Annotated in this window: 11 protein-coding genes; all 11 read left to right on the forward strand. The window is 55.2% G+C overall.

Annotated elements, in window-relative coordinates; all coding sequences use genetic code 11:
- The first annotated feature begins 26 nt into the window (after positions 1 to 26).
- The 11 genes from serC to kdsB all read left to right on the forward strand — a co-directional run bounded on the left by serC (position 27) and on the right by kdsB (position 13,062).
- On the forward strand, positions 27 to 1,115 hold the full coding sequence (gene serC, locus ACOTYN_RS14980) for a 3-phosphoserine/phosphohydroxythreonine transaminase (RefSeq protein ID WP_014883217.1): 1,089 nt from the start codon (positions 27 to 29) through the stop codon (positions 1,113 to 1,115).
- 68 nt (positions 1,116 to 1,183) lie between these two features.
- On the forward strand, positions 1,184 to 2,467 hold the full coding sequence (gene aroA, locus ACOTYN_RS14985) for a 3-phosphoshikimate 1-carboxyvinyltransferase (protein ID WP_071922418.1): 1,284 nt from the start codon (positions 1,184 to 1,186) through the stop codon (positions 2,465 to 2,467).
- A gap of 185 nt (positions 2,468 to 2,652) precedes the next feature.
- Complete coding sequence (gene cmk, locus ACOTYN_RS14990) at positions 2,653 to 3,336, forward strand: (d)CMP kinase (protein ID WP_013097305.1); 684 nt, start codon at positions 2,653 to 2,655, stop codon at positions 3,334 to 3,336.
- Between the two features lie 111 nt (positions 3,337 to 3,447).
- Entirely contained in the window at positions 3,448 to 5,121 is a 1,674-nt protein-coding gene (gene rpsA / locus ACOTYN_RS14995; protein WP_008499966.1) for a 30S ribosomal protein S1, read from the forward strand.
- 170 nt (positions 5,122 to 5,291) lie between these two features.
- Positions 5,292 to 5,579, forward strand: a complete 288-nt coding sequence (gene ihfB / locus ACOTYN_RS15000; RefSeq protein ID WP_008499965.1) for an integration host factor subunit beta — start codon at positions 5,292 to 5,294, stop codon at positions 5,577 to 5,579.
- Positions 5,580 to 5,793: 214 nt separating this feature from the next.
- Positions 5,794 to 8,058 (forward strand): ComEC family protein, encoded by a 2,265-nt coding sequence (locus ACOTYN_RS15005; RefSeq protein ID WP_071922417.1) that lies wholly within the window; start codon positions 5,794 to 5,796, stop codon positions 8,056 to 8,058.
- Between the two features lie 36 nt (positions 8,059 to 8,094).
- On the forward strand, positions 8,095 to 9,843 hold the full coding sequence (msbA, locus tag ACOTYN_RS15010) for a lipid A ABC transporter ATP-binding protein/permease MsbA (protein ID WP_014883220.1): 1,749 nt from the start codon (positions 8,095 to 8,097) through the stop codon (positions 9,841 to 9,843).
- The gene (lpxK, locus tag ACOTYN_RS15015) at positions 9,840 to 10,817 is read left to right on the forward strand and encodes a tetraacyldisaccharide 4'-kinase (RefSeq protein WP_014883221.1); all 978 of its coding nucleotides are present in this window, start codon (positions 9,840 to 9,842) and stop codon (positions 10,815 to 10,817) included. The genes msbA and lpxK overlap by 4 nt, the downstream gene beginning before the upstream one ends.
- A gap of 44 nt (positions 10,818 to 10,861) precedes the next feature.
- Positions 10,862 to 12,091 carry a winged helix-turn-helix domain-containing protein gene (locus ACOTYN_RS15020; RefSeq protein ID WP_023337022.1) on the forward strand — a complete coding sequence of 410 codons (1,230 nt, stop codon included), beginning with the start codon at positions 10,862 to 10,864 and terminating at the stop codon, positions 12,089 to 12,091.
- 45 nt (positions 12,092 to 12,136) lie between these two features.
- Entirely contained in the window at positions 12,137 to 12,319 is a 183-nt protein-coding gene (gene ycaR / locus ACOTYN_RS15025; RefSeq protein ID WP_006174474.1) for a protein YcaR, read from the forward strand.
- Positions 12,316 to 13,062 carry a 3-deoxy-manno-octulosonate cytidylyltransferase gene (gene kdsB, locus ACOTYN_RS15030; protein ID WP_332958205.1) on the forward strand — a complete coding sequence of 249 codons (747 nt, stop codon included), beginning with the start codon at positions 12,316 to 12,318 and terminating at the stop codon, positions 13,060 to 13,062. The genes ycaR and kdsB overlap by 4 nt, the downstream gene beginning before the upstream one ends.
- Positions 13,063 to 13,118: the final 56 nt, after the last annotated feature.

Raw genomic sequence — 13,118 nt, forward strand, 5'->3', positions numbered from 1 at the left:
TATGGCTTTTAGCGTGGTGAGGGGAAATGGCTCAAGTCTTTAATTTCAGTTCAGGTCCGGCGATGTTACCGGCAGACGTGCTTAAACAGGCTCAACAGGAACTTTGTGACTGGAACGGTCTCGGTACGTCGGTGATGGAAATCAGCCACCGTGGTAAAGAGTTTATTCAGGTGGCGGAAGAGGCAGAAAAGGATTTTCGCGATCTGCTGAATATTCCCTCGAACTACAAAGTATTGTTCTGTCACGGCGGCGGACGCGGCCAGTTTGCTGGCGTACCGCTGAATATCCTTGGCGATAAAACGACGGCTGACTACGTTGATGCGGGCTACTGGGCGGCAAGCGCCGTTAAAGAAGCGCACAAATACTGCACGCCGAACGTTATCGACGCCAAAGTGACCGTTGACGGTCTGCGCGCCGTGAAGCCCATGAGCGAATGGCAGCTTTCTGATAACGCAGCCTATCTCCACTACTGCCCGAACGAAACTATCGACGGGATTGCCATCGACGAGACGCCAAACTTCGCCAGCGATGTTGTGGTTGCCGCCGACTTCTCCTCCACCATTCTTTCTGCCCCGATTGATGTCAGCCGCTACGGCGTTATCTATGCAGGCGCACAGAAAAATATCGGTCCTGCAGGCCTGACAATCGTCATTGTACGTGAAGATCTGCTGGGGAAAGCCCATACGTCTTGCCCGTCAATTCTCGACTACACCGTGCTGAACGATAACGACTCCATGTTCAACACGCCACCGACGTTTGCCTGGTACCTTTCGGGCCTGGTCTTCAAATGGCTGAAGCAAAACGGCGGTGTGGCGCAGATGGACAAGGTCAATCAGCAGAAAGCTGAACTGCTGTACGGCGTGATCGACAAAAGCGATTTCTACCGTAACGATGTGGCGAAAGCTAACCGCTCCCGCATGAACGTGCCGTTCCAGCTGGCAGACAGCAACCTGGACAACGTGTTCCTGAAAGAGTCCTTCGCGGCAGGTCTGCACGCGCTGAAAGGCCACCGTGTGGTGGGGGGGATGCGCGCCTCTATTTATAACGCGATGCCGCTGGAAGGCGTTAAAGCCCTGACTGATTTCATGATCGATTTCGAACGTCGTCACGGTTAATTTGCTGTTTTTCACCCCCGCAGCGTCCCTGCGGGGTTTTTATTATGTTGAGTTGAGAGTTAAGTTTCATGGAATCCCTGACGTTACAACCTATCGCGCGGGTAGATGGCACCATCAATCTGCCTGGTTCAAAAAGTGTCTCGAACCGCGCTCTGCTGCTGGCAGCTCTGGCAAACGGCACCACCGTCCTTACAAACCTGCTGGACAGCGATGACGTACGCCACATGCTCAATGCGCTGAAAGCGTTGGGTGTTCATTACACTCTCTCTGACGATCGTACCCGCTGTGAAGTGACCGGCAACGGCGGCGCGCTGCGTTCGGGTGAAGAGCTCGAGCTGTTTCTGGGCAACGCGGGTACCGCGATGCGTCCATTGGCGGCGGCGCTGTGTCTGGGCAGCAATAACATCGTGCTGACCGGCGAGCCGCGCATGAAAGAGCGTCCGATCGGCCATCTGGTCGATGCCCTGCGTCAGGGTGGCGCGCAGATTGAGTATCTTGAGCAGGAAAATTATCCGCCACTGCGTCTGCGCGGGGGCTTTAGCGGCGGTGACGTCGAGGTGGACGGTAGCGTTTCCAGCCAGTTCCTGACGGCCCTGCTGATGACCGCGCCGCTGGCACCGCAGGATACGGTTATCACGATTAAAGGTGAGCTGGTCTCCAGACCGTACATTGATATTACGCTGCACCTGATGAAAACCTTCGGCGTTGAGGTGGAAAACCAGTCTTATCAGCGTTTTGTGGTGCGTGGGGCGCAGCAGTATCAGTCTCCGGGTAATTACCTGGTTGAAGGCGATGCGTCATCGGCCTCTTACTTCCTGGCTGCGGGCGCGATCAAAGGCGGCACCGTGAAGGTGACCGGGATTGGCCGCAACAGCGTGCAGGGCGACATCCGTTTTGCCGACGTGCTGGAGAAAATGGGCGCCACTGTCACCTGGGGCGATGACTTCATCTCCTGTACCCGCGGCGAGCTGAATGCCATTGATATGGACATGAACCACATTCCGGATGCGGCGATGACCATTGCCACGGCTGCGCTGTTTGCCAAAGGCACCACCACGCTGCGTAACATCTACAACTGGCGCGTGAAAGAGACTGACCGCCTGTATGCGATGGCGACCGAGCTGCGTAAAGTGGGTGCTGAGGTGGAAGAGGGCGAAGACTACATTCGCGTCACCCCTCCGGCAAAACTGCAGTTCGCAGAAATTGGCACCTACAACGATCACCGTATGGCGATGTGCTTCTCGCTGGTGGCGCTGTCCGACACGCCTGTGACCATTCTTGACCCGAAATGTACGGCGAAAACTTTCCCGGACTACTTCGAGCAGCTGGCGCGCATCAGTACGCTGGCCTGATAGCGTTATGCCGCATCCTTCGATGCGGCATTTCCTTACGCTTCCTGACGAACACTTCCGCTCATTTCTTCTACACTCTGCTTCAATCATTCCGTAATTTGCACGCAAAGGTAACAGTTGCGCACGTTGGCGCGTATAATGCGCGGCGTTCATGTTAACGGTATGCCTTATTTAAGGAGAAAAAGATGACGGCAGTTGCCCCGGTAATCACCATTGATGGGCCGAGTGGCGCAGGGAAAGGTACCCTGTGCAAAGCGATGGCGGAAGCATTGCAATGGCATCTTTTAGATTCGGGCGCAATTTATCGCGTGCTGGCGCTGGCTGCGCTGCATCATCATGTCGATGTCGCCTCTGAAGAAGCGCTGGTACCGCTGGCTGCGCACCTGGATGTCCGTTTTGTGTCTACCGATGGCAACCTGGAAGTGATCCTTGAAGGGGAAGACGTGAGCGGTGAAATCCGTACGCAGGAAGTGGCGAATGCGGCCTCCCAGGTTGCGGCCTTCCCGCGTGTGCGCGAGGCGCTGTTACGTCGCCAGCGTGCGTTCCGCGAAGCCCCGGGGTTGATCGCCGACGGACGCGATATGGGCACCGTGGTATTCCCTGATGCGCCTGTAAAAATTTTCCTTGACGCCTCCTCAGAAGAACGTGCTCAACGCCGCATGCTTCAGTTGCAGGAGAAGGGGTTTAGTGTTAACTTTGATCGCCTTTTATCCGAGATAAAAGAGCGCGATGATCGCGATCGTAACCGCGCTGTCGCGCCACTTGTTCCTGCAGAAGATGCATTAGTTCTGGATTCAACCAGTTTAACTATTGAGCAAGTGATTGAAAAAGCGCTACAATATGCGCGCCAAAAACTGGCACTCGCGTAAACGCGACCGATTTAGCAGTACCCCCGCTGCAATGGATTGACGGCGGGTATGTGAAACAACCCCATCCGGCACGGAGCCAGGTGGACGTTAATATTAACCTGAAGATTAAACATGACTGAATCTTTTGCTCAACTGTTTGAAGAATCCTTAAAAGAAATCGAAACCCGTCCGGGTTCCATCGTTCGTGGTGTTGTTGTTGCTATCGACAAAGACGTAGTACTGGTTGACGCCGGTCTGAAATCTGAGTCCGCCATCCCGGCAGAGCAGTTCAAAAACGCCCAGGGCGAGCTGGAAATCCAGGTTGGTGACGAAGTTGACGTTGCGCTGGACGCAGTAGAAGACGGCTTCGGTGAAACCCTGCTTTCTCGTGAGAAAGCTAAACGTCACGAAGCATGGATCACCCTGGAAAAAGCTTACGAAGAAGCTGAAACTGTGGTCGGTGTTATCAACGGCAAAGTTAAAGGTGGCTTCACTGTTGAGCTGAATGGTATTCGTGCGTTCCTGCCAGGTTCTCTGGTAGACGTTCGTCCAGTCCGTGACACCCTGCACCTGGAAGGCAAAGAGCTTGAGTTCAAAGTCATCAAGCTGGACCAGAAGCGTAACAACGTTGTTGTATCCCGTCGTGCCGTTATCGAATCCGAAAACAGCGCAGAACGCGATCAGCTGCTGGAAAACCTGCAGGAAGGCATGGAAGTCAAAGGTATCGTTAAGAACCTCACTGACTACGGCGCATTCGTTGACCTGGGCGGCGTTGATGGCCTGCTGCACATCACCGACATGGCGTGGAAACGCGTTAAGCACCCAAGCGAAATCGTGAACGTGGGCGACGAAATCACTGTTAAAGTGCTGAAGTTCGACCGCGAGCGTACTCGTGTATCCCTCGGCCTGAAACAGCTGGGCGAAGATCCATGGGTAGCTATCGCTAAGCGTTACCCAGAAGGTACTAAACTGACTGGTCGCGTAACCAACCTGACCGACTACGGCTGCTTCGTTGAAATCGAAGAAGGCGTTGAAGGCCTGGTGCACGTTTCCGAAATGGACTGGACCAACAAAAACATCCACCCATCCAAAGTTGTTAACGTTGGTGATGTAGTGGAAGTGATGGTTCTGGATATCGACGAAGAACGTCGTCGTATCTCCCTGGGCCTGAAACAGTGCAAAAACAACCCATGGCAGCAGTTCGCGGAAACCCACAACAAGGGCGACCGTGTTGAAGGTAAAATCAAGTCTATCACTGACTTCGGTATCTTCATCGGCCTGGACGGCGGCATCGATGGCCTGGTTCACCTGTCTGACATCTCCTGGAACGTTGCAGGCGAAGAAGCAGTTCGTGAATACAAAAAAGGCGACGAAATCGCTGCAGTTGTTCTGCAGGTTGACGCAGAGCGTGAGCGTATCTCTCTGGGCGTTAAACAGCTCGCAGAAGATCCGTTCAACAACTGGGTTGCACTGAACAAGAAAGGCGCAATCGTAAACGGTAAAGTAACTGCAGTTGACGCTAAAGGCGCAACCGTAGAGCTGGCTGACGGCGTTGAAGGTTACCTGCGCGCTTCTGAAGCTTCCCGTGACCGCGTTGAAGATGCCACTCTGGTTCTGAACGTAGGCGACGACGTTGAAGCTAAGTTCACCGGTGTTGACCGTAAGAACCGTGCAATCAGCCTGTCTGTTCGTGCTAAAGACGAAGCTGATGAGAAAGATGCAATCGCAACTGTTAACAAACAGGAAGATGCAAACTTCTCTAACAACGCAATGGCTGAAGCTTTCAAAGCAGCTAAAGGCGAGTAATATCAGGTTCTCAGCATCATTTGAGCTGTAACGCATTTACAGCGCGAAGGATGAAGAGCAAACTTGACAGATTACAGGATCCGTCCTGTAATCAATAACAAAGGGCGGCTACGGCCGCCCTTGTTTAATGAGCTGTTCAGCTAATTGGTTTGAAAGGAACCGGAGGAATCATGACCAAGTCAGAATTGATTGAAAGACTTGCCAGTCAGCAACCGCATATCCCTGCCAAGGCAGTGGAAGATGCCGTAAAAGAGATGCTGGAGCATATGGCCTCCACTCTTGCCCAGGGCGAGCGCATTGAAATCCGCGGTTTCGGTAGTTTTTCTCTGCACTATCGTGCTCCACGCACCGGGCGTAACCCGAAAACGGGTGATAAAGTCGAGCTGGAAGGTAAGTACGTTCCACACTTTAAACCGGGTAAAGAACTGCGCGATCGCGCCAATATTTACGGCAACTGAGTTTAGCCAGCCGGTTAAACTGGGTTCGAAAGAAAGCACCTGCGGGTGCTTTTTTTGTTCCTGTCGTTTTCTTCTGGAAGGCATCCCTCATTTCCCGCTGCGTTTTCTGCAACCTGTTAAAAACCTTGCTGCGCTTGCTGTAAATCCAATTCTTCACAACTGACGAGCCGCATCACTCACGAGCATACTGCCACCCTGAAACAGGGAGGTAGCAATGGGAATTCCCGCTTTATGTATCTGCGCCATTCTGGCGATAGCCCCGTTACTCTGGTTACCTGAACTGCCATCACGCTATACCGTCTGGATAATGCTGGCGGGCGGGGTGGTGCTGGGCACATGCCAAAACGTGCGCCTGAAGTATGTGGGGACCGCGCTGTTATTTTGCGCGTGGGGCCTTCTGGCCGCGCAGGAGAGCGTCTGGCCGATGCAGCATTTAACCACGGGAGCCGTGCAGGCCGAGGTAGAGATCACCGCCACTGATGGTGCAACTCAGCATCAGGGAAAGATTCGTACCGTAAACGGCCGGCGCTGGTGGGCGTCCACCGGCGTAACGCTGTATGGCAATTATTTGCCACAGAGATCATGTGCTGGCCAGCGCTGGGCGATGATGCTCAGGCTAAAACCTGCACACGGCGAGCTGAACGACGGAGGCTATGATCCCCAACGTAGCGCCATTGCCCGACACCAAACGCTGAGCGGGCGCTTCACCCATGCGGAACTTGTTGATGGACACTGCAGCCTGCGAGCGCAATACCTGATGTCGCTGCAAAACCGACTTTCTGATTATCGCTGGGGAGCGGTTATCCTCGGGCTGGGGATGGGAGAGCGTCTGGATGTCCCCCGAGAAATAAAAGACCTGATGCGTGAAACCGGCACACTGCATCTGATGGCGATTTCGGGCCTGCATATCACGCTGGCGGCATCCCTCGTCTGGTTACTCGCGCGTGCGATCCAGTTTATATTCCCCAGCCACCGGGTCCACTGGCAAATGCCACTCCTGGCCGGGTTGTTCTTCGCCGCTTTCTACGCCTGGCTTACCGGTCTGCAGCCTCCTGCACTACGAACGGTCATCGCACTTGCCGTGCTGGCGGCGATGCGAATCGGTTCCCGCCAATGGTCGCCGTGGCAGGTATGGTGTTGCTGTGTCGCGGCGATCCTGATAAGCGATCCCTTAGCCATACTTTCTGAGAGTCTGCTCCTGTCCGCATTTGCCGTCGCGGCGCTGATTTTCTGGTTTCAGTGGCTGCCTCTTCCTCGCTGGCAGTGGGCCCGACGCATACGGCCACTACTTAATCTGATCTATCTGCAGGTTGGCATGCTGGTGTTGCTCATGCCGTTACAGGTGCTGATTTTCCACGGCTTCAGTATCTCCTCTCTGGTCGCCAATCTCTTTGCCGTGCCGATAGTGACGTTTGTCAGCGTACCGCTGATTTTACTCGGAATGTTGCTCCATCTGTTACCGCTGGGGGGAATGGAAAGTGCCATCTGGTTTGCAGCCGATAAGTCCCTTGCCGGGTTGTTCTGGCTACTGATGCGCTTGCCAGACGGCTGGCAGAGTGTGGATCAGCGCTGGCAGTACATGACGCTACTGCCCTGGCTTATCATCATCGGCTGGCGTTTGCGAGCCTGGAAAACCGTTCCAGCCGTGTGTCTGGCTGGGAGTCTGTTGCTGGCATTTCCCCTCTGGCGAACGGCTAAAAGTGATGCCTGGACGCTACATATGCTGGATGTGGGGCAGGGGCTGGCCATGGTCATCGAACGGCAGGGAAAAGCGATTCTCTTTGATACCGGGCTCGCCTGGCCAGGGGGAGATAGCGCACAGCGGTTAATTATCCCCTGGCTGCGCTGGCACCATCTGCGGCCAGATGGCGTGATTCTCAGCCATGAACATCTTGACCATGCAGGAGGTCTCGCATCGCTGCAAAAAGCATGGCCGGAGATGTGGGTAAGAAGTCCATTACGTCTGGCGGGGCACCGGCCCTGCTTTCGTGGGCAGAGCTGGAGATGGCAGGGATTAACCTTCGCCGTCCACTGGCCCTTGGAAAATGACCCGGCTCGGGGAAACAACCGCTCCTGCGTGGTGAAAGTGGACGATGGTGAGCAGAGTATACTGCTGACGGGAGACATTGAAGCGCCAGCAGAACAGGCTATGCTTAGCCATTACTGGCAACATCTTGCGTCGACGTTAATCCAGGTTCCCCATCATGGCAGCAATACCTCATCGTCATTGGCGCTGGTACAACGGGTGGAGGGAAACATTGCGCTGGATTCAGCAGCGCGCTATAACGCCTGGCGGTTTCCGTCGGCGAATGTGGTCCGACGTTATCGAAAAGAGGGGTATATCTGGCAAGATACCCCCCATTCCGGGCAAATATCGGTGACATTCTCGCAACATCGCTGGCAAATCCGGCGCTTGCGGGATCAATTTTTACCACGTTGGTATCATCAGTGGTTTGGCGCGCCCGTAGATAACGGGTAGAATATGCGGCTATTTCAACAAATGCTGGTTTTTTGAATGCATAACGACAAAGATCTCTCCACGTGGCAAACCTTCCGCCGACTCTGGCCGATGATTGCACCTTTTAAAGCAGGCTTGATCGTGGCGGGTGTAGCGTTAATCCTCAACGCAGCCAGCGATACTTTTATGTTATCGCTCCTTAAACCGTTACTGGACGACGGTTTTGGTAAAACGGATCGCTCAGTGTTGCTATGGATGCCGCTGGTGGTTATCGGGCTGATGATCTTACGTGGTATCACCAGCTATATCTCCAGCTACTGCATCTCCTGGGTATCCGGGAAAGTGGTTATGACCATGCGCCGTCGTCTGTTCAGCCACATGATGGGCATGCCGGTCTCATTCTTTGACAAGCAATCTACGGGGACACTGCTGTCCCGTATTACCTACGATTCAGAGCAGGTTGCGTCCTCCTCCTCAAGCGCGTTGATTACCGTCGTGCGTGAAGGGGCGTCGATCATCGGCCTGTTTATCATGATGTTCTATTACAGCTGGCAGCTGTCGCTCATCCTGATCGTTTTGGCTCCGGTTGTCTCCATTGCCATCCGCGTTGTGTCCAAGCGTTTCCGCAATATCAGTAAAAATATGCAGAATACGATGGGGCAGGTAACAACCAGCGCCGAACAGATGCTGAAAGGACACAAAGAGGTGTTAATTTTCGGTGGCCAGGACGTCGAAACCAAACGCTTTGACAAAGTCAGCAACAAAATGCGTCTTCAGGGGATGAAAATGGTCTCGGCCTCTTCCATCTCTGACCCGATCATTCAGCTGATTGCCTCACTGGCGCTGGCGTTTGTCCTTTATGCGGCAAGCTTCCCAAGCGTGATGGAGACGCTGACGGCGGGTACCATCACCGTGGTCTTCTCCTCGATGATCGCCCTGATGCGTCCCCTGAAATCTCTGACTAACGTGAATGCCCAGTTCCAGCGCGGGATGGCGGCTTGTCAGACATTGTTCAGCATTCTGGATTCCGAGCAGGAAAAAGACGAAGGTACACGCGAGATTGAGCGCGCCCGTGGCGATGTTGAATTCCACAACGTGACCTTCACCTATCCGGGCCGCGATACGCCCGCTCTGCGCAATATCAACCTGACGATTCCGGCGGGTAAAACGGTGGCGCTGGTAGGCCGTTCTGGCTCCGGTAAATCCACCATTGCCAGCCTCATCACCCGTTTCTACGACATCAACGAAGGTGAAATTCTCCTGGACGGTCACGACCTGCGGGAGTACACCCTGCAGTCGCTGCGTAACCAGGTTGCGCTGGTTTCTCAGAACGTGCATCTGTTTAACGATACGGTCGCCAACAACATCGCTTATGCGCGCACTGACGAGTACAGCCGCGAGCAGATCGAGAATGCCGCACGCATGGCCTATGCGATGGACTTTATCAACAAGATGGATAACGGTCTGGATACCATCATTGGTGAAAATGGCGTGCTCCTGTCCGGTGGTCAGCGTCAGCGTATTGCGATTGCGCGCGCGCTGCTGCGTGACAGCCCAATCCTGATTCTGGATGAAGCGACGTCCGCACTGGATACCGAATCTGAACGCGCTATTCAGTCGGCGCTGGACGAACTGCAAAAGAACCGTACCTCACTGGTGATTGCACACCGTCTGTCGACTATCGAGCAGGCGGATGAGATCGTGGTGGTTGAGGATGGCGTCATTGTTGAACGCGGAAGCCACGCAGCTTTGCTGGAACACCGCGGCGTATACGCCCAGCTTCATAAGATGCAGTTCGGCGAATGATTGCACGCATCTGGTCCGGTGAATCCCCGCTGTGGCTGCTGCTTTTGCCGCTCTCCTGGCTTTACGGCCTGGTGAGCGGCATCATTCGTCTGCTTTACCGTCTGGGGATCAAGCGGGCCTGGCGTGCGCCAGTGCCGGTTGTGGTTGTGGGCAATCTTACGGCGGGCGGCAACGGTAAAACGCCGGTGGTGATCTGGCTCGTGGAACAGCTGCAAAAACGCGGTATCCGCCCGGGTGTGGTCTCGCGTGGGTATGGCGGTAAAGCGGCGCAGTACCCCCTGCTGCTGGCAGAGAAAACCACCACTGCCGAAGCGGGTGATGAACCGGTATTGATTTTCCAGCGTACTGGCGCGCCGGTGGCAGTCTCCCCGGTTCGCAGCGACGCCGTGCAGGCGCTGCTTGCCGAACACGCGGTACAAATTATCATCACTGACGATGGTCTGCAGCATTACGCGCTGGCGCGTGATAAAGAGATTGTGGTCATCGACGGGGTTCGCCGTTTCGGTAACGGATGGTGGCTGCCAGCCGGCCCTATGCGTGAACGCGCTTCACGTCTGAAGTCCGTTGATGCGGTGATTGTAAACGGTGGTGAGGCAAAAGCGGGTGAAATCCCTATGCACCTGTTGCCGGGACTGGCGGTAAACCTGGTGACAGGTGAACGCCGGGCGGTTGCTGAGCTGCCTTCGCTGGTGGCAATGGCAGGGATTGGTCATCCTCCGCGCTTCTTCGCAACGCTTGAGCAGTGTGGTGCCAGGCTTGAAAAACGCATTCCACTGGCTGACCATCAGGCGCTGGTGGCAGAGCAGGTTGATGCGCTCACGGCGTTGGGACAAACGCTCATTATGACCGAAAAAGATGCGGTGAAATGCCGTGCCTTTGCGAAAGAAAACTGGTGGTATCTGCCGGTTGACGCTGTACTCAGCGGCGAGCAGCCGGAACACTTGCTCAAGGAACTGATTGCGTTAGTGCAGTGAGGGCTTACGCGGTTCTGGTAGCGCTTTGACTGACAGGAAAACGCATGTCTCTACCGCAACTCTCGCTTACAGCTGCACGTCATTTACACCTCGCCGCGCAGGGGCTGCTCAAAAAGCCCCGTCGCCGCGCACAGCCTGCCGATATCCTCTCTGCCATCCAGCGCATGTCGCTGCTGCAAATCGACACCATTAATATTGTTGCCCGTAGCCCTTACCTGGTGCTGTTCAGCCGCCTGGGCCACTATCCCTCTCACTGGCTTGATGAGGCGCTCAGCAAAGGGGAGCTCATGGAGTACTGGGCGCACGAAGCCTGTTTCCTGCCCCGCAGCGATTTTGCCCTGGTGCGTCACCGCATGCTTGCCCCAGAAAAGATGGGCTGGAAATACCGACAGGCGTGGATGCAGGAGCACGCGGCCGAAATAGAGCAACTGATCAGCCATATTCAGGAAAAGGGACCAGTGCGTTCCGCTGATTTTGAACATCCGCGAAAAGGCTCAAGCGGCTGGTGGGAGTGGAAACCGCACAAACGTCATCTTGAAGGGTTATTCACCTCCGGCCAGGTCATGGTGATTGAACGGCGTAATTTTCAGCGCGTCTATGACCTGACCCAGCGCGTGATGCCACACTGGGACGACGAACGTGACCTGCTTACCCAGGAGGCTGCCGAGGCCATCATGCTGGAAAACAGCGCCCGCAGTCTGGGCATTTTCCGGCCGCAATGGCTGGCAGATTATTACCGCCTGCGCCAGCCCGCGCTGAAGCCGCTGCTGGAGATGTGGCAACGCGAACAGCGCGTTATTCCCGTCACGGTAGAAACGCTGGGAGAGATGTGGCTGCATGCGGATCTCCTTCCTTTGCTGCCCAAGGCGCTGGATGGAAATCTCCAGGCAACCCACAGCGCAGTGTTGTCGCCTTTCGACCCGGTGGTCTGGGACCGAAAACGCGCCGAACAGTTGTTCGATTTCAGCTACCGGCTGGAGTGTTATACCCCGGCACCAAAGCGTCAGTACGGCTATTTTGTTTTACCCCTGCTGCATAAGGGGCGGCTGGTCGGGCGCATGGATGCCAAAATGCACCGCAAAACCGGCACGCTTGAAGTCATTGCGCTCTATCTGGAAGAGGGGGTCAGGGTGACGGCGAGTCTGGAGAAGGGCTTAACGTCCGCCATTAGCGAGTTCGCCCTCTGGCAGGGGGCTCGCGACGTCACGCTGGGACGCGTTCCCGAAGGGTTATTTATATCCTGTCGAAGTGGCTGGGAAACAGACACGCCCTGAAAAAGGAATGTGTTAAGCTTTAGCGATTACCCATACGGAGGAACTATGGATCACCGTTTACTTGAAATTATTGCCTGCCCGGTGTGCAACGGCAAACTCTACTACAGCCAGGACAAACAGGAGCTGATTTGCAAGCTGGACAGTCTGGCTTTCCCGCTGCGTGACGGCATTCCGGTGTTGCTGGAAAACGAAGCCCGTTCCCTGGTGGCAGAAGAGAGCAAACCATGAGTTTTGTTGTCATTATTCCTGCTCGTTATGCCTCAACGCGTCTGCCGGGTAAACCGCTGGTGGATATCAACGGCAAGCCAATGATTGTGCACGTCCTTGAACGCGCCCGTGAATCCGGTGCCGATCGCGTGATTGTTGCCACCGATCATCCGGACGTCGCCCGTGCGGTTGAAGCCGCAGGCGGTGAAGTGTGCATGACCCGCGTCGATCACCAGTCCGGCACCGAGCGTCTCGCCGAAGTCGTTGAGAAATGTGGTTTCAGCGATGATACCGTCATTGTGAACGTGCAGGGCGACGAGCCGATGATCCCGGCCGTTATTATCCGTCAGGTGGCAGAAAACCTGGCGCAGCGTCAGGTGGGTATGGCGACGCTAGCGGTGCCTGTTCACCACGCTGAAGAGGCATTTAACCCGAATGCGGTGAAAGTGGTGATGGATGCCGAAGGCTATGCGCTCTATTTCTCCCGCGCCACCATTCCATGGGATCGCGACCGCTTTGCGCTCTCGAAAGAGACCATCGGGGATTCCTTCCTGCGCCATCTGGGGATTTACGGCTATCGCGCCGGTTTCATTCGCCGCTATGTCACCTGGGCACCCAGCCCGCTGGAGCATATCGAAATGCTGGAGCAGCTTCGTGTGCTCTGGTATGGCGAGAAAATTCACGTTGCTGCTGCCAAAGAAGTACCAGGAACGGGCGTTGATACGCCGGAAGATCTTGAGCGCGTTCGCGCCGAATTACGTTAATACCGTCTGCATCCCTCCTTTCGGAGGGATGTCCTCTCGCCACAATTTTCGCTTTT

This window comes from Enterobacter cloacae complex sp. IR5458 (assembly GCF_049238025.1).
Classification (GTDB): Bacteria; Pseudomonadota; Gammaproteobacteria; order Enterobacterales; family Enterobacteriaceae; genus Enterobacter; species Enterobacter kobei.